Raw genomic sequence first — 18,406 nt, forward strand, 5'->3', positions numbered from 1 at the left:
CCTTTTGCTACAATCGCCGCCATGAGTTATCAAGTGCTAGCGCGCAAATGGCGCCCCCGGGATTTCACCACGCTGGTCGGCCAGGAACACGTGGTCCGCGCGCTCACGCACGCGCTGGAACAACAGCGGCTGCACCATGCCTATCTGTTCACCGGCACGCGGGGCGTTGGCAAGACCACGCTGTCGCGGATCCTGGCCAAGGCGCTGAACTGCGTCGGGCCGGATGGCAGCGGCGACATCACCGCGCAGCCTTGCGGGGTGTGCAAGGCCTGCACCGAGATCGACAGCGGGCGCTTCGTCGACTACATCGAGATGGACGCCGCCTCCAACCGCGGCGTCGACGAGATGGCCTCCCTGCTCGACAAGGCGGTGTACGCGCCAACGGCGGGGCGCTTCAAGGTCTACATGATCGACGAAGTGCACATGCTGACCAACCACGCCTTCAACGCCATGCTGAAGACGCTGGAGGAGCCGCCCGCGCACGTCAAGTTCATCCTGGCCACCACCGATCCGCAGAAGATTCCGGTCACGGTGCTGTCGCGCTGCCTGCAGTTCAACCTCAAGCAGATGCCGCCCGGCCATATCGTCAGCCACCTTGACCATATCCTGGGCGAGGAGGGCATCGACCGCGAGGCCAACGCGCTGCGCCTGCTGGCCCAGGCTGCCCATGGCTCGATGCGCGACGCGCTGTCCCTGACCGACCAGGCCATCGCCTATAGCGCGGGGCAGGTGTCCGAGGCCGCCGTGCGCGGCATGCTGGGCGCGATCGATCAAAGCTACCTGGTGCAATTGCTGGATGCGCTGGCCGCCGAAGACGGCGCCGCCATGCTGGGCGTGGCCGACGGCATGGCCGATCGCAGCCTGTCCTTTGCCGGCGCCCTGCAGGATCTCGCCTCGCTGCTGCACAAGATCGCGCTGGCCCAGGCCGTGCCCGCTTCGGTGCAGGAAGAGTGGCCGGAAGCCGCGGAAGTCCGCCGCTTCGCCACTGCCTTCGATGCGCAGGAAGTACAACTGTTCTACCAGATCGCCAATCTCGGCCGCAGCGAGCTCGCGCTGGCGCCGGACGAATACGCCGGCTTCACCATGACGCTGCTGCGCATGCTGGCCTTCCGCCCGGCGGCCAGCCCGGCACCTGCCCCGGCACAAGGCGGTGGCGGCCAGCTGGCGCCGCGTGCGCGCGGCGCTGCCGCGCCGTCGGGCCGGGTTGCCGCGGACGCGCTGTCCGCGGCCGTACCGGCCGCGCCCGCTGATCCTGCACCGGTGCGGGCGCAAACCGCGCCTGCCGCCAGCCCGGCGGCCACCGCGCAGCCCGCCCCGCCCGAGCGGGTGCAAAGCGCGCCGGCTGCGGCCAGCCCTGCTGCGCCTGCCTCTGCCGGCGGCGCGCCGATGTCGCCGGCCCGTGCCGCGCTGGCCGCGGCCCGCCAGGCCTCCGCCGCGCGCGGCGGCAGCCCGCGCATGGCGGCGGCACCCGCTGCCGCCCCCGCGGCGGCGCCCGCGGTGCGACCGCCTTCGGCCCAGCCTTTGCGTCCGCCGGGTCCGCCCGCGACCGTGGCGAGGCCGGTCCAGGCGCCGGCCGCACCCATGCCGGCCGCGGCCCCCGCCCGCAGGGAGGCGCCGCCGCAGCGTGGCGCCAGCACCGATTCCGGCGATCCCGGCCCGGGCAGCGAGGTCCCGCCCTGGGAGCACGCAGGCAGCAGCGACGTTCCGCCGTGGGAAGAGCTTCCGCCCGATCTGCCCATGATCGGGCCATATGGCAGCGACCCCGAGCCGGTGCCCGCGCGCCAGCCCGCGCCGCGCCGGGAAATGAACGCACCGGCCGCGCCGGCCGTAGCCCAGGCCGCGCCCGTGGAGCCGGCTGCACCCGTGCGGCTCACCCCGCCGAAGCCGCCCGCACCGGGCGAGGATGGCACGCCGCCGGTATTCACCGGTGCCTGGCCGGCCCTGGCCGCCAGCCTGCCGCTCAAGGGGCTGGCGCAACAGCTGGCGTACCAGAGCGAGCTGGTGCAGGTGGTCGGCCGCACCTTCCACCTGCGCGCGCCGGTGGCGCCGATTACCGAGGCGGGCGTAGTCGAACGCCTGCAGCAGACGCTGGCCGAGCATCTCGGCGTCGAGGTGCGGGTGCAGTGCGAGGTCGGCGCGGTTGCCGACACCGCCGCGGCCGCCGATGCCCAGGCGCGCGCCGAGCGCCAGCGCGAGGCCGAGGCCACGATCGGGAGCGATCCTTTCGTGCAGGGGTTGTTGCGCGAGTTTGGCGGCCATATCCTGGACGGTTCGATCCAGCCGCGCGCCGCCTGAGCGTTTCGTATTTTTTGACGGGCCGCCGGCGCCCATGACGCGGCGGCCCGTAACTTCCATCCAATTGAAAATCAGGAGCACTCCATGATGAAGGGCCAACTGGCCGGGCTGATGAAGCAGGCCCAGCAAATGCAGGAAAACATGAAGAAGATGCAGGAGCAGCTCGCCCTGATCGAGGTCGAGGGCCAGTCCGGCGCCGGACTGGTCAAGGTGGTGATGACCTGCAAGAACGACGTCAAGCGCGTTTCCATCGACCCCAGCCTGCTCGCCGAAGGCGAAGACAAGGAACTGCTGGAAGACCTGGTGGCGGCTGCCTTCAACGACGCCGTGCGCAAGGCCGAGGCCACCTCGCAGGAAAAGATGGGCTCGATGACTTCCGGCCTGCCGTTGCCGCCGGGCTTCAAGCTGCCGTTCTGAGCCAGCCAGGGAGCTCGCGCATGATTCTCGAATCCGCAGTGCTGCCGGTACGCCCGGCCAGCGGAGCCGCGGCGTGAAAGGCGCGCCTCCCACTTCGCTGCAGGCGCTGATCGAGGCGCTGCGCGTGTTGCCAGGCGTGGGCCCGAAATCGGCACAGCGCATGGCCTACCACCTGCTGCAGCACGACCGCGAGGGTGCGCGCAAGCTGGGCGATGCGCTGCGCGGCGCGGCCGATGGCATCAAGCATTGCTCGCGCTGCAACACCTTCACCGAGCAGGAAATCTGTTCGACCTGCCTGGACGACCGGCGCGATGCCTCGCTGCTGTGCGTGGTGGAGACCCCGTCCGACCAGATCATGATCGAGCAGACGCTGACCTATCGCGGCCAGTATTTCGTGCTGATGGGGCGGCTCTCGCCGCTCGACGGCATCGGGCCGCGCGAGATCCACCTGGACCGGCTGCTGGCGCGCGCCACCGATCCCGAGTTGGGCGGACCGGTGTCCGAGGTCATTGTTGCCACCAATTTCACCAGCGAAGGCGAGGCCACCGCGCACTATATCGGCGAGATGCTGAAGGCGCGCGGGCTCAAGGTGACGCGCCTGGCGCGCGGCGTACCGGTGGGCGGAGAGCTGGAGTATGTCGATGCCGGCACCATTGCCCGCGCGGTGATGGACCGGCGCTCCGTATAAAGTAAATCCGACCGTGCGCTTGTGCGCAATCGCATGAACCTCGCCCGTTTCGACCTTGTCACGCTTGGCCTGTTTGTCGCCGTGGCGCGCCAGGGCAGCATTTCCGCCGGCGCACGCCAGTCGCACCTGGCGGTGGCGGCGGCCAGCAAGCGTATCTCCGACCTCGAGACCGCAGTCGGCGCGCCACTGTTCTTCCGCCATGCCGCGGGGGTGCAGCTGACCGAGGCCGGACAGGCCTGCTTTCACCACGCGCTGACCATCCTGCAGGACGTCGAACGCATGGCCGGCGTGATGTCGGACTACGCCAGCGGCGTGCGCGGCCAGGTGCGCGTGTGCGCCAATACCTCGGCGATCACGCAATTCCTGCCCGACGACCTGGCGACCTTCATGGCGCTGCATCCCACCATCCGTATCGAACTGGAAGAGCAGAACAGCAGCGAGATCGTCGCCGCGCTGGTGGAGAACCGTGCCGATGTGGGCATTTTTGCCGATCGCACGCCCTGCGCAGGCCTGGTCACGGTCGAGTACCGGCAGGACGAGCTGGTGCTGGTCACGCCGCCCGGCCATCCGCTTTCCGAGCGCGGGCCGGTACGCTATGCGGACACCCTCGAATACGATTTCGTCAGCCTGCCGCAGGTGACCTCGCTGGCAGCCCGCCTGCTGGAGGAAAGCAGCCGGCTGGACCGGCCGTTCCGGCTGCGTATCCAGGTGCGCAGCTTCGACGCCATGTGCCGCATGGTGATGGCGGGGCTGGGCGTGGGCGTGCTGCCGCGCATCGCGGCGGAGCCGCATGTGCAGTCGATGGGGCTCTCGCTGGTCGGCCTGCAGGACGCCTGGGCGCGCCGTTCCCTGCTCATCGGCATGCGCGACCCGGCCGGGCTGACGGTGTCGGCGCGCTTGCTGATCACCCATCTCTGCGGCGAGCGCGCGCCGTTCTGACGGCCGCCGGGCTTTCGCGTTCCAAGAAAGCCCGCTTCTCCGAATGCCGATTCCGCCAGCCGCGCGGCTGGGGCACACTGCGTCGAAACAAGGCGTGGCGCGGGCCTGCGGGCCGCAGCGCACCGATACCGCGACACGCCCGCCGCATACGACACCGCATGGAGACCCCCAATATGGCGCGACAGATCCTCGAAGGCATTCGGGTCCTGGAACTCGGGCAACTGATTGCCGGCCCCTTCGCCGCCAAGACCCTCGCCGATTTCGGCGCCCAGGTCGTCAAGGTGGAGCCGCCCGGGCAGGGCGACCCGCTGCGCAAATGGCGCATGCTGTACGAGGACACCTCGGTCTGGTGGGAAGCGCAGTCGCGCAACAAGCAATCGGTCTGCATCGACCTGCGCAATCCGGAGGGCCAGGCCGTGGTGCGCCAGCTGGCCGCCGGGGCCGATGTGCTGATCGAGAATTTCCGCCCCGGCACCATGGAGAAATGGGGCCTGGGTTACGAAGCGCTGCGCGCGGAGAACCCCGGGCTGATCATGGTGCGCGTGTCCGGCTACGGCCAGACCGGCCCGAAGAAGGACGAGCCCGGCTTTGCCGCGGTGGCCGAGGCCATGGCCGGGTTGCGCTATCTCACCGGCGAGCCGGGACGCGCGCCGGTGCGCGCCGGTTTGTCGCTGGGCGACACCATTGCCGGCCTGCACGGCGCGCTGGGCGTGCTGCTGGCGCTGTACGAGCGGGACGCGCGCGGCGGCGAGGGACAGGTGATCGACGTCGCCTTGTACGAGTCGCTGTTCAACCTGAGCGAAAGCCTGCTGCCGGAATATTCGGCCTTTGGCGCGGTGCGCCAGCCGGCCGGCGGCGCCTTGCCCGGCATCGCGCCGTCCAATGCCTACGCCTGCGCCAGCGGCGAATACGTGCTGGTGGCGGCCAATGGCGATGCCATCTTCAAGCGCCTGATGCACGCCATCGGCCGCGCCGACCTGGCCGAGGATGCGGCGCTGGCGCGCAACGACGGCCGCGTGAAACGCGTCGACGAGATCGATGCCGCCATCACCGCCTGGACCCGCACCCAGAGCGTGGAGAGCGCACTGGCGGTGCTCAAGCAGGCCGAAGTGCCGTCCGGCCGCATCTATACGGTCAAGGATATTGCCGAAGACCCGCACTACCGCGCGCGCGGCGTGATCGAGAGCGTGACCGCGGCCAGCGGGCTGACGGTCGAAGTGCCGGGCATCATGCCCAAGTTGTCGGCCAGCCCGGGCGCCATTCACGACCGCGCGCCCACGCTGGGAGAGCACACCGATACCGTGCTGGCGGCGGCGGGGTTCGATGCCGCCGCCATCGCCGACCTGCGCGCGCGCGGGGTGGTGGCATGAGCGTGCCGCGCGGGCCTGCCCGCATCGAGATCAACGAAGTCGCGCCGCGCGACGGTCTGCAGATCGAGCCGGTAGTGGTGCCGACCGACGCCAAGGTGGCCTTCCTGGACGCCTTGTCCGCCTGTGGCTTTGCCCGCATCGAAGCCACTTCCTTTACCTCGGCGAAGGCCATTCCCGCGCTGGCCGATGCCGAGGCGGTGATGCATCGCATGCGGTGCCTGGCGGGCGTGCGCTACACCGCGCTGGTGCCGAACCTGCGCGGCATGGAGCGCGCGCTGTCGTGCCGGCCCGACGAGCTCAACCTGGTGATGTCCGCCAGCGAGACCCATAACCGCGCCAACCTGCGCATGACGCGCGCGCAGTCGCAAGCCCAGCTGCTGGCGATGATCGAGGTCGCCGGCGCGGCTGGCGTGCCGGTCAATGTCTCGCTGTCGACGGTGTTCGGCTGTCCGTTCGAGGGCGAGGTCGAGGCCGATGCCGTGATGGCGCTGGCCGGGGCCTTTGCCAAGGCCGGGGCGGCCGGCATCACGCTGTGCGACACCACCGGCATGGCTTATCCCAGCCAGGTCGCTGCCTTATGCCAGCGCTTCCGGCAAAGCCTGCCGCAGGCCGGCCTGACCATTCACCTGCATAACACCCGCGGCATGGGCCTGGCGAACGCGCTGGCCGCATGGCAGGCAGGCGTGACGCGCTTCGACGCCGCTGCCGGCGGCCTGGGCGGCTGTCCCTTCGCGCCGGGCGCGAGCGGCAATGTCGGCACCGAGGAGCTGGTGCACATGTTCGAGGCCATGGGCGTGGATACCGGCGTGGACCTGGGGCGGCTGCTCGGCGTGGTTGCCGGCCTGCCGGCGCTGGTCGGTCGCGACATCGCCAGCCAGTTGCTGCGCGCCGGCCCGCGCCTGCGCACCCATCAGCCACCGGCCTGGCTGGCGGCGCATTTTGCCGGGCAGGGCTGAATCCCGGCTCGCTACACCAATCCCGAAGAACGGGGGCGTACCGCGCGGCGAGGGCCGGCGCGGACGCCGTACAAGACCAAGATCAACAAGCATCAAGCAGGAGACATCCCATGCCTCGCATCCCGGCCTGTGCCAACGCACGTCCGCATTCTTCCCTGCCCGCATCGGTTGCGCGCCGCAGGGCGCTCGCCGCTGCCGTCGCGCTGGCCGCCACCGGCCTGACCGGCGCCGCCTGGGCGCAGGACGGCAGCTATCCTGCCCGGCCGGTCACGCTGGTCGTTTCCGCCGCCGCCGGCGGTACTACCGACCTGGCCGCGCGCATGATCTCCGAGCCGCTGTCCAAGGCCCTCGGCCAGCCCGTGGTCGTGGACAACCGCCCTGGCGGCTCGGGCGGCATCGCCGCGCAGACCGTGGCGCGCGCCAAGCCGGATGGCTACACCCTGCTGGTGCAGTACTCGGGCTTCCAGGTCATCACGCCGCTGCTGACGAAGACCTCCTGGGATCCGGTGAAGGACTTCGCGCCGGTTGCCAATCTCCTGTCGGCGCCGCAGGTGCTGGTGGTGCGTCCGAGCCTGCCGGTCAAGACGCTCAAGGAGCTGGTGGCCTATGCCAAGGCCAATCCCAATAAACTCAACTACGCGTCGTCTGGCAATGGCTCGCTGCAGCACGTCTCCACCGAATTGCTGAACCAGATGGCCGGCATCCAGATCACCCATGTTCCATACAAAGGCACCGGCCCGGCCATGACTGACCTGCTGGGCGGCTCGGTGGACCTCACCATCACCACGCCGCCGCCGCTGATGGGGCATATCCAGGGCGGCAAGCTGCGCGCGCTGGTGGTGACCAGCAAGCAGCGCCTGCCCAGCCTGAAGGACGTGCCTTCCGCGCCGGAGGCGGGCTATCCCGATCTCGACGTGTCGTCGTGGTTTGCCATGTACGCGCCCGCCGGCACGCCCAAGCCGATCGTGGACAAGCTCGCCGGCGAGATCGAACGCATCATGCAGACCGATGCCTTCCGCAAGAAAGCGGAAGAGCTCGGGGCCGAGGCGAAGTTCATGGGGCCGCAGCAACTGGCCACGTATCAGCGCAATGAACTGGCGCGCTGGGGCAAGGTCATCAAGTCGGCCGATATCCACGCGGAATGAAGCATGCCGCCGGGCGGCGGATCAGAAAGCCAGCCGAAAGGCGAGCCCTGTATCGTCGATGCCCATGCCAGATGAATACGCTGCATGGCGTAGGTGTTGATCCCGATGCGGCATGGCATGGCATCGGCTAGCATCGCAATTTGCCGCGCAGCGGCACCGCAAGGCGGCAAGGTACGCGCGAGACCGGCGGTGCATGGGGGTTGGCCATCAGCGGCGCAGGCGCCTGCTGGCGGCCCGGGTACAACAGGTAGGAGAGAGAACAATGTATAACAAGAAATTCTGGAAGCAGGCGCTGCTCGCGCTGGCGCTGTTCCTGGCGGGCTGGTTCACCTTCGGCGGCTACGCCCAGGCGCAGGGCAAGCCCGAGAAGACCAGGCTCACTATCGCCGTCGGCGGCAAGAACCTGTTCTACTACCTGCCGCTGACCATTGCCGAACGCCTCGGCTACTTCAAGGACGAAGGACTCGACGTCGAGATCGTCGACTTCGCCGGCGGCGCCAAGGCGCTGCAGGCGGTGGTGGGCGGCAGCGCCGACGTGGTCTCCGGCGCCTACGAACACACCCTCAACCTGCAGGCCAAGGGCCAGCAGTACCAGGAGTTCGTACTGCAGGGGCGCGCCCCGCAGATCGTGCTGATGGTCTCCAACAAGACCATGCCCAACTTCAAATCGATCGCCGACCTGAAGGGCAAGAAGATCGGCGTCACGGCGCCAGGCTCGTCCACCAATATGATGGCCAACTTCGTGCTGGCCAAGGCGGGCCTGAAGGCGTCGGACGTCTCCTTCATCGGTGTCGGCGCCAGCGCCGGCGCGGTGGCGGCGATGCGCTCGGGCCAGATCGACGCGATGGCCAACCTGGATCCGGTGGTGTCGATGCTGACGCAGAAGAACGAGGTGCGCATCGCCTCGGACACCCGCACGCTGAAGGACACCCATGCCGTGTTCGGCGGCAATATGCCCTCGGGTTGCCTCTATGCCTCGACCGCTTTCATCCAGCAGAACCCGAACACCACGCAGGCACTGACCAACGCCATGGTGCGCGCGCTCAAATGGCTGCAGAAAGCCGGCCCGTCGGACATCGTCAAGACCGTGCCGGAAAGCTACCTGCTGGGCGACCGCGCGCTGTACCTGGCGGCCTGGGAGAAGGTCAGGGAAGCGATCTCGCCGGACGGCATGATGCCGGCCGATGGTCCCAGGACCGCGCTCAACACGCTGCAGCAGTTCGATCCGGACCTGAAGGGCAAGGCCATCAAGCTGGAAAACACCTTCACCAACACCTTCGTGCAAAAGGCCAACGCCAAGTACAAGTAAGGCATAAGGCATCGCCCGCGCCTGGATCGGGACACCACGGTGCCGGCGGCCCGCTGCGTGCAGCGGGCCTTTGCATTGGCGCGCACGGAGGCCGGGCATGGCTTCCGGCGCGCTGTCCCGAGTTCGCTTTCCACGCTATTCCTATCGCGCGATACGGCGCGGATCCTACCGATGGCGGGGGCTGCCCCCCTTGCAACCCCCGCCTTGTCCCGCGCCGTATCCGCCAAGAGCCTGCCATGAGCACTGCCGCACTATCTCTCGACAACGTCACCTGCACCTTCGTTTCCCGCGAGGACCGCAGCCAGCGCTATACCGCCGTCAAGGACGTCACGCTGGACATCCAGCCTGGCGAGTTCGTCTCCGTGGTGGGGCCGACCGGCTGCGGCAAATCCACGCTGCTCAATGTGGGAGCCGGCTTGCTGCAGCCGTCGACCGGCGAGGTGCGCGTGTTCGGCGAGCCGCTGCGCGGCATCAATGCGCGTGCCGGCTATATGTTCCAGGCCGAGGCGCTGATGCCCTGGCGCAGCGCGCTCGACAATGTGATCGCCGGGCTCGAATTCCGCGGCATGCCGCGCGCCCAGGCAGTGGAAGAGGGCGAGGCCTGGCTGCGCCGCGTCGGGCTGGGCGGCTTCGGCGACCGCTATCCGCACCAGCTCTCGGGCGGCATGCGCAAGCGCGTGAGCCTGGCGCAGACCCTGGTGCTGGATCCTGACATCATCCTGATGGACGAACCGTTTTCCGCGCTCGACATCCAGACCCGCCAGCTGATGGAAAACGAAGTGCTGGACCTGTGGGCGGCCAAGCGCAAGGCGGTGCTGTTCATCACGCACGACCTCGATGAAGCCATCTCCATGAGCGACCGGGTGGTGGTGCTGTCGGCCGGTCCCGGCACGCACCCGATCGGCGAGTTCGCCATCGACCTGCCGCGCCCGCGCGATGTGGCCGAGATCCGCAATCATCCGCGCTTTGTCGAGCTGCATGCGGCCATCTGGGACGTGCTGCGCGAGGAAGTCCTGAAGGGCTACGCGCAACAGCGCAAGGTTGCCTGAGATGATCGCCATCGCCCAGGCCATCGCGGCAAGCCGCGCACCGCAGACCCCGATGTTCCGGCCCGCCTGCACCCCATTCAATCCGGTCTGACTTAACTCGAATTCCGCTTCCCATGGCTTTCCGTCCCGACTCCAAGGGCATGCTCCGCTTCTGGCAGCTGCTCGTCCTCGTGGTGATCCTCGGCGCCTGGCATATCGCCACGCGCTCGCAACAGGTTGCCTTCTTCTTCGGCGAACCGCTGATGGTGGCCCAGCGCATCTGGAGCTGGTTCGTGGTCGAGCGCGATATCTATATCCATCTCGGCGTGACCCTGATCGAGACGCTGCTGGCCTTCGGCATTGGCACGGCGGCCGGCCTCGGCGTCGGCCTGTGGCTGGCGCTCAGCCCGCTGACCTCGGCCATCCTCGATCCCTATATCAAGGCCATGAACTCGATGCCGCGCGTGATCCTGGCGCCGATCTTCGCCGTGTGGTTCGGGCTGGGCATCTGGTCCAAGGTGGCGCTGGCCGTGACGCTGGTGTTCTTTATCGTCTTCTTCAATGTCTACCAGGGCGTCAAGGAAGTCAGCCCGGTGGTGCTGGCCAATGTGCGCATGCTGGGCGCCAACCGCAAGCAGTTGCTGCGCCATGTCTACCTGCCGAGCGCGACCAGCTGGGTCTTTTCCTCGCTGCATACCTCGGTTGGCCTGGCCTTCGTCGGCGCGGTGGTGGGCGAGTACCTGGGCTCGGCGCGCGGCGTGGGCTACCTGATCCTGCAGGCCGAAGGGACCTTCGACATCAACACCGTGTTTGCCGGCATCGTGGTGCTGACCGCGGCGGCGCTGGTGCTGGACACCCTGGTGGGCAGCGTCGAGAAGCGGCTGATGAAATGGCAGCCCCGCACGGGCGAAACCGAGCGGCTGTAACCGCGCGCCAGCGTGCGGGCAGGAAGAAAAACGGCCGGGGGAGAGCGTTCCTCCGGCCATTTTTCATGGCCGCCGCCGGCGCGTATTACAGCAGCTTGATGCTGGCGCTGCCGGCCGGGATTTCCACGGTCTGGCTGCTCGCGGTGGCGGGCAGGGCGGGCGCGGCGGCGTTGGCCAGCGTCTTGAGCTTGCTGAAGGTGCAGCTGAGCTTGTCCGCCGTCAGCGTCACCACCGCATAGCCCTGGGCATCGGTATCGACGTAGCGCAGCCAGGGGTTGAACGCCTTCAGCGTGGCATTGAAGGTGTTCACCGTGGCGCCGCCCTGGGTGGCGTACACCAGCGGCTTGGCTGCCGCGAAGGCCGCATCGGTGTCGACCACGCTCTTGAAATAGCTCTGGAAGGAGTTGCTCGACAGGCCGGCGGTGACGAGGTCCACCATCACGGGCACCGGCGTGGCGGCGTCGTAGTCGTCCATCACCGGGCCGGCGAAGAAGGCGTGGATGTCGCCGGTCAGCGCCACCACATTGCCGATGCCCTGGTTCTTCAGGAAGGCCATCAGGCTCTTGCGCTCGGCGTTATAGCCGTCCCACTGGTCGGCGTTGAGGATGAACTGGCCGAGCAGGGTGGCCGGCGGCAGCTGGCTGTCCAGCGCGGGTTTGATGGCTGCGTCGAAGACCGGGCCGGTGATGCCGGCAAGCGCCAGCACGCCCTTGAGGCTGGTGTAGGCCAGCGTGGGGTAGGTGCCGCCGGTCCTGGCGGTCTGCAGGTCGGCAGCCAGCGTCGTCGTCATGGCGGTTTGCAGCGGCGCCAGCGCGGCATTGGCCTGGACCAGTCCCGCCGCGATCAGGCTGGCGATGGCCTGGGTGCCGTCGATCTGCATGCGCAGCAGCGAGACCTCGTTGCCCCACAGCTTCCAGGTGGTGGCGGCGCTGCGCATCTGGTTCTGCCACCAGGCCCGCTGGGTGTCGCCGAGGATGGAGACCGGTGTCAGCGCATTGCCTGCGGACGCCATCTTCCGGGTTTCCTCTGCGGCCAGCGTAGCCTTGGGCACGAAGTAGCGGCTGCCGATCTCGCTGCCGGCAGCCTGTTCCGGCAGCACGTGGTCGGCACGGTAAAGGCGCTCGTCGGTCATCACCAGCGTGGCCAGGTTGCCGAAGGTGAAGGAACGATAGATCTGGATGTTCTGGAACGAGGGATTGGCCAGGTCGATGCTCACGTCGGCCGGCATGAACTCGAACCAGGCCTGGCTGGCGCTGCGCCGGCGCGCGGTGCGCGGCGTGAGGTCGTCGGTGGCGCTGTAGTTCTGGCGGTCCTGCCAGCAGTCGTCGGAGAACTCGTGGTCGTCCCAGATGGCGATGATGGGGAAGCGTGCGTGCAGCGCCTGCAGGCGCGCGTCGCTGCGGTACGACTTGTACAGGTAACGATAGTCGTTGACGGTGGTGGCGTAGCTCGCGCCGTCGGCGCGCAGGGTGCCATCCGGCAGCTTGAGCTGGGCGTGGCGGCTCTCCACCTTGCCGGTCTGGAACGCGGCGCCCACGGTCTCATAGATGTAGTCGCCCAGATGGACGATGAAATCGAGGTCCTGCGCCGCCAGTTCCTCCATCGCCGCCCAGTGGTTCACGCTCCAGTCCTGGCAGGTGACAAAGGCGAACCTGAGCTGCGCCAGCGGCGTGCCGGCCGCCGGCGCCGTGCGCGTGCGCCCGGTCGGGCTGGTCCTGGAGCCGACGATGAAGCGGTAGTAGTAGGTGGTGGCCGCGCTCAGCCCCGTCACCTTGTTGCGCAGCGTGTAGTCCCAGTCGGGCAGCGCCGTCAGGGTGTCGTTGACCAGCAGCGTCGAGAAATCGGGCTGGGCCGATACCTGCAGCTTGACGGCCACCGGCTGCTTGCCGTTGTCGCCTTCCACGCGCGTCCACAGCACGATGCTGCCGGGCTTCGGATCGCCGGAAGCCACGCCGTGCTGGAAGCTGAAACTGTCCGCCGGGGTGGGAACGGCGTCGGGCGTGACGGTGGGGGTGTCATCTCCGCCGCAGCCGGCCAGGCCGGTGGTGGCCACCGAGACGGTGACGAAACTACCCCATTTCAAGAACCGGCGACGATCCATCTTTATTTCCTCCAGTGAGTGCATGCGGTGTTCGCCGGGACGGTCGCGGGTGCCGCGGCAAGGCTGGTCATTCTTGCCGCGCGGCATGACCATTGTGTGTCTTGGGGCACTTAAAAATTAGAGGTTTACTGTAAGAAAGACGGTATTCAATGCGCAGCCACTGCTTGGTCGGCTCTGTATTATCTCTATAAAATTATTGTTTTACAGAAATATTTGTTCGCAAGACAATCATTTTTGCTTAGAATCTGGCACTGTTCGCGATTTTTCCGGAGTCGTCATGCCTGACCGTGTTTCCTCGCGCATCGTCCGCATCAGCCAGCGCCTCGCCGCGTTGAGCCTGCTGCTGATGGTGGGCATGCTGCTGCTTAACGGCGCTGGCTGGCTGGCGCCGGGGACCCATAGCCTGGACGGCCTTCGCTTTGGCCTTAGCGGCCGGATGATGTCCGGCCTTCCACTGGACCTCGCGGCGCTCCCCGTCTGGACGCGGCTGGGCGCCGTGCTGCTGTCGAGCATTCCGTTGGTGGCGCTGGCGATCGGCCTGCTGCAGCTGCGCGCGCTGTTTCGCTGCTACGCGCGCAGCGAGTATTTTTCGGTGGCGGCGGCCGACCACATGGGCAGGGCCGGGCGTGCGGTGCTGGCCTGGGCGATGCTGGATTTTCTCTGCGAGCCGCTGCTTAGCGTGTGGTTGACCATCGGGCAGCCGCCCGGGCACAGGCTGGTGACGTTGAGCGTGGGAGCAGGCAGCGTGGTGGCCTTGTTCATGGCGGCCTGCATCACCGTGATTGCGCATATCCTGCGGCGCGCCAGCGAACTGGACCAGGAGCACCGGCAGTTTGTCTGAGCCGGCACCGCATCCTCCATTTTCGCCATGCCTGTCATGTATCCCATGACGTCAGTGATGCCTGTGCCGTACGACGGTCCCGGCGTCAACGCGGCACGCTGGCGGCATCGCGTGATTGTGGCAGCGGTAGTGCTGCTGGCACACGCGCTGGTGCTGGGGCCGGCGCCTTGGCACGGGCCCCAGCCATCGCCCCGGATGCCGAGCAAGGACGGGCGCGGCCAGGCGGCCCTGCAATGGGTTGCGGTATTGCCGCCCGCTACGCCACCCGCGCCGGCCTTGTCCGTGGCGCCCCCGGCCGGATCGCAGGCCAGGGCCGCGCTCCGCCCCGAGCGCGCTGCTGACGGTGCGCGCCGCATGCCGGCGGCTGCGCAGCCACCCGCGCGGGAGCCCGCGGCGGCGGCGGATTCCCTGGCAAGCGAGCATGCCGCCCCTTCCGGCCCCAGTGCCGCCATGGTGCCCACCTTGCCGATGGGCCCGGTCCGCTCTGTGCTTCCGGCGCCTGATGCCGGCGTGGCGCGGGACAATATCGCCCGCAGCCGCCAGCGCGGCGGAGCCGCCTTCGAGCGTGCCGCCTCGGATGCGGTGGCCACGCCGGCGCAACGGCTGGCCGCGGGTATAGCCGCGGCGGCACCGGGCGATGCGCTCGGCGAGGCGCAGGCGGGCACCAGCCGCACTGCGCGCGTGCGCGGCAGCGCGGGAAGCTACTGCCTGCGCCTGAAGGATCCGAGCCTGAAGCTCGATCCGTTCCGGCAGGAACTGGCGCTGCCCACCAACTGCCCGCCCTAGCGGCCCGGCCCGGGGCTAGCGGGATGCCGTTTTGTCCCCGTGCCCTTCGGCCGCGGGTGCTCTGAAGCGTACGCTGACGGTCAGGCCGCCGCCCGGCGTTTCCTCCAGCATCACGGTGGCGCCGTGCGTGCGCGCGATTTCCTGCACGATGGGCAGGCCGAGGCCGCTGCCTTCCTGCACCTGGTTGCCGTCGCAGCGGTAGAAGCGCTCGAATACCTTCTCACGTTCGCTGGCGGCAATCCCGGGGCCGTTGTCCACTACCTGCAAGAGCGGTTCGCCCGCATTGGCGCAGACGCGGACCGTCACCGACGCGTCCCGGCCGGTATGGCGGATGGCATTTTCCACCAGGTTGCCGGTGAGTTCCTGCAGCAGTTCGGCCTGCCCCATGGCGTACACCGGCGCCGGCGCCTCGAAGCCCAGGTCGACTCCGCCGGCGCGCGCCACCGGCGCCAGGTCGAGCGCCACGCTCTTGGCCAGGGCGTCGAGGCGTAGCGGCTGCAGCGCTGGCGCGTAGCCGCTGTCGGGCTCCAGCCGCGACAGCGACAGCAACTGCTGCACGCCCCTGGCGGCCTGGCGTACGGTGTCGTGCAATGGGCGCAGGTGAGGGCGGATGCGGTCGCCATCGCGCTCGCGCAGGGCCAGCTCGGACTGCGCCTGCATGATGGCCAGCGGCGTTTTCAGCTGGTGCGCAGCGTCGGCGAAGAAGCGCTTGCGCGCCAGCAGCATGCGGTGCATGCGCGCCACGTACTGGTTGATGGCCTCGACCAGCGGCTCGATCTCGGCGGGCAGGTCCTTTTGTTCCAGTGGCGCCAGGTCATCGGCGTCGCGAGCGGCCACCGTGGCGCTGAGCCGGTGCAGCGGGCGCAAGCCACGCCGCACGCCCAGCCAGACGATGCCCAGCGCCAGCGTCACCAGCACCATTTCCTGCTGCAGCGAACCCATCAGGATCTCGCGGGCCAGCATCTGGCGCGGCTCGATGGTTTCCCCGACCAGCACCCAGACCAGCCGCGTCTGCCCGGAGGGCGTGTCGCGCACCGGCAGGGGCTGGGCGGCCATGCGTATCGGTTGCCCGCGGAAGTGCGCGTCGTGGAAAACGGTCTTGTAGAGCGCTTGTTTTTGCACGGCCGGCATCGGTAAATCGTCGTAGCCCGTCAGCGTGGCGCCATGCTCGTCGCGGATCGCGTAGTAGATGCTGCTGCCGTCCTCGGACTCGAAGATTTCCAGCGCCAGGTAGGGCACGTCGATGGCGAAGCGGCCCTCGTGCAGGCGGATGCCTTCGCGCATCGACTTGAGCGATGCCTCCAGCGTGCGGTCGAACGCCTCGTGGGCGGCGTCCATCGCGCGGTGATAGGTCATCCAGGCATCCAGCGCGAGCAGCGCAAGCAGTGGCAGCAGCAGCCAGAGCGATAGCTGCAGGCGCAGGCTTGGCACCTTCATCGGGAGGCGGGCGCGGCCTGACCCGGCGGCGGCGAGGCTTCGAGCAGGTAACCCAGCCCGCGCAGCGTGACGATGGCCACGCCGCTGCCCTCGAGCTTCTTGCGCAGGCGGTGCACGTAGATCTCGATGGCATCGGGATTGACCGATTCGTCGATGCCGAAGATCTTCTCCGACATGGCCTCCTTGTTGACGGCGCGGCCGTCGCGCAGCATCAGGACCTCCAGCACGGCGCGCTCCCGCCGGGTCAGCGCGAGTTGTTCGCCGTTCAGCGTAAAAGCGCGGCTGATTCCGTCGTAGCTCAGCGTGCCGCATTGCAGGTGCGTGCTGTCGTGGCCGTGGCTGCGGCGTATCAGCGCGCGGGCGCGGGCCTCCAGTTCCGACAGGTCGAACGGCTTGGGCAGGTAGTCGTCGGCGCCGAGATTGAGCCCTCGCACCCGGTCCTCCACTGACCCGTGCGCGGTCAGGATCAATACCGGCAGGGCGTTGCGGCGTTGCCGCAGGCGCCGCAGCACTTCCAGGCCGTCAAGCTTGGGCAGGCCGATGTCCAGGATGGCGAGCGCGTAGTCCTGGGTGGAAAGCAGATGGTCGGCAGCCCGGCCGTCGTGCATGCAGTCGACGGCGAAGCCGGCCTGGCCGAGCGCTTCGGTGAGCGCACGCGCCAGCATCACATTGTCTTCAACGAGCAGGATTCGCATGGTCTGGGCGGCGGTGCGGCGGGCAAGGCAAAAAGGCGATGGAGAAAGTGGCGTACATCGGAGACGGAGAACACAGGCCGAAAGCGGCCGCCGCGCAGAGGAATACAGGTATCCGGCCAGACTTTGAAGCTAGGGAAACTCCTAGGCTCCCGGAAGCCGGGGGCGGCGAAATCGCCGGGATTTCGAAAGCGAACTGAAAGTGCCCCTGCCATACCATGCGTGCCATTCCGGGGGGATGCCCGGACTTCACCACAACAATGACAGGAGGAGATCTCATGAAGTTGAAATCGATCGCACTGGCGGCGATGGGCCTGGGCCTGGCCGGTGGCGCCGCCGCGCAATCCAGCGTGACCCTGTATGGCATCATGGATGCCGGCGTCGAATATGCCAGCCACGCCGGCCCGAACGGCTCCGTGACGAAGCTGACCTCGGGCGGCAGGAACACGTCGCGCTGGGGCATGCGCGGCAGCGAGGACCTGGGCGGCGGCCTCAAGGCCCTGTTCCAGCTGGAAAGCGGCATCGCTATCGATACCGGCCGGCTTGACTCCGACGGCACGCTGTTCGACCGCCGTGCCATCGTCGGCCTTTCCAGCAACAAGTACGGCCAGGTGGTGCTGGGCCGCACCTTCACTACCACCTACGATTTCATGCTGCCGTTCGACCCGATGGGCTACGCGCCGAACTACTCGTGGGCGACCTCATCGACCGCCACCGGCGACCGCAAGGACGGCCTGTTCTCGCGCGCGTCCAACGCGATCCGCTACGACGGCAATTTCGGCGGCGTGAAGCTGGGCGCCACCGTGGCACTGGGCGAAGTGGCCGGCAGCTTCAAGCGTTCATCCAAGTACGATCTCGGCGTGGGCTACAGCGCCGGGCCCTTCGCCGCGGCCGCCACCTGGGATCGCCAGAACGGGGCGGGCACCAGCACCACGCCCGCCGACACCACGGACTACATCCAGGGCATCCATGCCGGTGTCAGCTACGGCCTGGGCGATCTCAAGCTGTTCGCCGGCTATCGCAACTACAAGCGCACCTTCACCACGGCCGCGGCAACCCACCGCAGCGACATGTACTGGGGCGGCGCTTCCTACGCCGTCACGCCGGCCTTCACGCTCTATGGCGCGGTGTACAAGCAGAACATCAAGGGCGGCAACGATGCCGATCCGATCCTGTTCTCGGTGCGTTCCGAGTACGCGCTGTCCAAGCGCACCACGGCATATCTGGCAGGCGGCTACGCCAAGGCCCGCAATGGCCAGAACGTAAGCCTGTCGCGGGACTTCATCGGCTATGCGAACAACCAGGTGGGCGTGACCGCCGGCCTGCAGCATCGCTTCTGACCTGATCGGGACGGGAGGGGAGGGGGCGGCGGCGCGGCTTGCTTGCGCGCCGCCGGCAAGGGGTCGATCGAAGCGGGAAGCCAAGAAAAAAGAGCGGCTGGTGCCGTGGCACCAGCCGCTCATTCATTTGCACGGC

The 18,406-nt window shown here is 68.2% G+C and carries 16 protein-coding genes; 13 read left to right on the forward strand and 3 right to left on the reverse strand.

Translation table 11 applies throughout. From position 1 onward, the window contains the following. Nucleotides 1-21: 21 nt before the first annotated feature. From AC3FOF_RS05545 to AC3FOF_RS05590, 10 genes are all read left to right on the forward strand, one after another. Nucleotides 22-2,295 carry a DNA polymerase III subunit gamma/tau gene (locus AC3FOF_RS05545; RefSeq protein WP_488726022.1) on the forward strand — a complete coding sequence of 758 codons (2,274 nt, stop codon included), beginning with the start codon at nt 22-24 and terminating at the stop codon, nt 2,293-2,295. Between the two features lie 84 nt (nt 2,296-2,379). After that, complete coding sequence (locus AC3FOF_RS05550) at nt 2,380-2,712, forward strand: YbaB/EbfC family nucleoid-associated protein (protein WP_006157727.1); 333 nt, start codon at nt 2,380-2,382, stop codon at nt 2,710-2,712. Between the two features lie 73 nt (nt 2,713-2,785). Continuing rightward, nucleotides 2,786-3,400, forward strand: a complete 615-nt coding sequence (recR, locus tag AC3FOF_RS05555; protein ID WP_276264953.1) for a recombination mediator RecR — start codon at nt 2,786-2,788, stop codon at nt 3,398-3,400. 33 nt (nt 3,401-3,433) lie between these two features. After that, complete coding sequence (locus AC3FOF_RS05560) at nt 3,434-4,339, forward strand: LysR family transcriptional regulator (protein WP_017231266.1); 906 nt, start codon at nt 3,434-3,436, stop codon at nt 4,337-4,339. A gap of 173 nt (nt 4,340-4,512) precedes the next feature. Further along, a complete protein-coding gene (locus tag AC3FOF_RS05565) occupies nt 4,513-5,709 on the forward strand; it encodes a CaiB/BaiF CoA transferase family protein (RefSeq protein WP_488726119.1) in 1,197 nt (398 codons plus the stop codon). Further along, the gene (locus AC3FOF_RS05570; protein ID WP_488726023.1) at nt 5,706-6,665 is read left to right on the forward strand and encodes a hydroxymethylglutaryl-CoA lyase; all 960 of its coding nucleotides are present in this window, start codon (nt 5,706-5,708) and stop codon (nt 6,663-6,665) included. The genes AC3FOF_RS05565 and AC3FOF_RS05570 overlap by 4 nt, the downstream gene beginning before the upstream one ends. Nucleotides 6,666-6,775: 110 nt before the next feature. Continuing rightward, nucleotides 6,776-7,810, forward strand: coding sequence for a Bug family tripartite tricarboxylate transporter substrate binding protein (locus AC3FOF_RS05575; RefSeq protein WP_488726024.1), 1,035 nt, complete (start codon nt 6,776-6,778; stop codon nt 7,808-7,810). A 262-nt stretch (nt 7,811-8,072) separates the two neighbouring features. Continuing rightward, on the forward strand, nt 8,073-9,119 hold the full coding sequence (locus tag AC3FOF_RS05580) for an ABC transporter substrate-binding protein (RefSeq protein ID WP_017224944.1): 1,047 nt from the start codon (nt 8,073-8,075) through the stop codon (nt 9,117-9,119). A gap of 236 nt (nt 9,120-9,355) precedes the next feature. Continuing rightward, complete coding sequence (locus AC3FOF_RS05585) at nt 9,356-10,168, forward strand: ABC transporter ATP-binding protein (protein WP_017224943.1); 813 nt, start codon at nt 9,356-9,358, stop codon at nt 10,166-10,168. Between the two features lie 113 nt (nt 10,169-10,281). Further along, nucleotides 10,282-11,073: an ABC transporter permease gene (locus AC3FOF_RS05590; protein ID WP_017224941.1), complete on the forward strand. Its 792-nt coding sequence runs from the start codon at nt 10,282-10,284 to the stop codon at nt 11,071-11,073. 85 nt (nt 11,074-11,158) lie between these two features. Here the strand turns inward: AC3FOF_RS05590 and AC3FOF_RS05595 are convergent, their stop codons facing one another. After that, entirely contained in the window at nt 11,159-13,174 is a 2,016-nt protein-coding gene (locus tag AC3FOF_RS05595; RefSeq protein ID WP_488726025.1) for an alkaline phosphatase D family protein, read from the reverse strand. A gap of 277 nt (nt 13,175-13,451) precedes the next feature. Between AC3FOF_RS05595 and AC3FOF_RS05600 the strand changes: the two genes are divergently transcribed. Both AC3FOF_RS05600 and AC3FOF_RS05605 read left to right on the forward strand, forming a co-directional pair. After that, a complete protein-coding gene (locus tag AC3FOF_RS05600) occupies nt 13,452-14,015 on the forward strand; it encodes a DUF2975 domain-containing protein (protein WP_017224939.1) in 564 nt (187 codons plus the stop codon). 45 nt (nt 14,016-14,060) lie between these two features. Next, complete coding sequence (locus AC3FOF_RS05605; RefSeq protein WP_276264949.1) at nt 14,061-14,801, forward strand: hypothetical protein; 741 nt, start codon at nt 14,061-14,063, stop codon at nt 14,799-14,801. Nucleotides 14,802-14,816: 15 nt separating this feature from the next. On the opposite strand, the gene AC3FOF_RS05610 is transcribed toward AC3FOF_RS05605, so the two are convergent. Both AC3FOF_RS05610 and AC3FOF_RS05615 read right to left on the reverse strand, forming a co-directional pair. After that, nucleotides 14,817-16,238, reverse strand: a complete 1,422-nt coding sequence (locus AC3FOF_RS05610; protein WP_276264948.1) for a sensor histidine kinase — start codon at nt 16,236-16,238, stop codon at nt 14,817-14,819. Further along, on the reverse strand, nt 16,235-16,933 hold the full coding sequence (locus AC3FOF_RS05615; protein ID WP_017229901.1) for a response regulator: 699 nt from the start codon (nt 16,931-16,933) through the stop codon (nt 16,235-16,237). Before AC3FOF_RS05615 ends, AC3FOF_RS05610 begins: the two co-directional genes overlap by 4 nt. Nucleotides 16,934-17,208: 275 nt before the next feature. Between AC3FOF_RS05615 and AC3FOF_RS05620 the strand changes: the two genes are divergently transcribed. Beyond that, the gene (locus AC3FOF_RS05620; protein WP_488726026.1) at nt 17,209-18,270 is read left to right on the forward strand and encodes a porin; all 1,062 of its coding nucleotides are present in this window, start codon (nt 17,209-17,211) and stop codon (nt 18,268-18,270) included. Nucleotides 18,271-18,406 lie beyond the last annotated feature (136 nt).

The sequence above is a fragment of the Cupriavidus sp. 96C5-1 genome (assembly GCF_057798855.1).

Excerpts from the sequence above, each read along its gene's own strand:
- AC3FOF_RS05575 (WP_488726024.1), top strand. The coding sequence starts at position 6,776 with ATGCCTCGCATCCCGGCCTGTGCCAACGCACGTCCGCATTCTTCCCTG.
- AC3FOF_RS05570 (WP_488726023.1), top strand. The coding sequence starts at position 5,706 with ATGAGCGTGCCGCGCGGGCCTGCCCGCATCGAGATCAACGAAGTCGCG.
- AC3FOF_RS05620 (WP_488726026.1), top strand. The coding sequence starts at position 17,209 with ATGAAGTTGAAATCGATCGCACTGGCGGCGATGGGCCTGGGCCTGGCC.
- AC3FOF_RS05550 (WP_006157727.1), top strand. The coding sequence starts at position 2,380 with ATGATGAAGGGCCAACTGGCCGGGCTGATGAAGCAGGCCCAGCAAATG.
- AC3FOF_RS05605 (WP_276264949.1), top strand. The coding sequence starts at position 14,061 with ATGACGTCAGTGATGCCTGTGCCGTACGACGGTCCCGGCGTCAACGCG.
- AC3FOF_RS05600 (WP_017224939.1), top strand. The coding sequence starts at position 13,452 with ATGCCTGACCGTGTTTCCTCGCGCATCGTCCGCATCAGCCAGCGCCTC.
- AC3FOF_RS05615 (WP_017229901.1), bottom strand. The coding sequence starts at position 16,933 with ATGCGAATCCTGCTCGTTGAAGACAATGTGATGCTGGCGCGTGCGCTC.
- AC3FOF_RS05565 (WP_488726119.1), top strand. The coding sequence starts at position 4,513 with ATGGCGCGACAGATCCTCGAAGGCATTCGGGTCCTGGAACTCGGGCAA.
- AC3FOF_RS05545 (WP_488726022.1), top strand. The coding sequence starts at position 22 with ATGAGTTATCAAGTGCTAGCGCGCAAATGGCGCCCCCGGGATTTCACC.
- AC3FOF_RS05585 (WP_017224943.1), top strand. The coding sequence starts at position 9,356 with ATGAGCACTGCCGCACTATCTCTCGACAACGTCACCTGCACCTTCGTT.
- AC3FOF_RS05580 (WP_017224944.1), top strand. The coding sequence starts at position 8,073 with ATGTATAACAAGAAATTCTGGAAGCAGGCGCTGCTCGCGCTGGCGCTG.
- AC3FOF_RS05590 (WP_017224941.1), top strand. The coding sequence starts at position 10,282 with ATGGCTTTCCGTCCCGACTCCAAGGGCATGCTCCGCTTCTGGCAGCTG.
- AC3FOF_RS05595 (WP_488726025.1), bottom strand. The coding sequence starts at position 13,174 with ATGGATCGTCGCCGGTTCTTGAAATGGGGTAGTTTCGTCACCGTCTCG.
- AC3FOF_RS05610 (WP_276264948.1), bottom strand. The coding sequence starts at position 16,238 with ATGAAGGTGCCAAGCCTGCGCCTGCAGCTATCGCTCTGGCTGCTGCTG.
- AC3FOF_RS05560 (WP_017231266.1), top strand. The coding sequence starts at position 3,434 with ATGAACCTCGCCCGTTTCGACCTTGTCACGCTTGGCCTGTTTGTCGCC.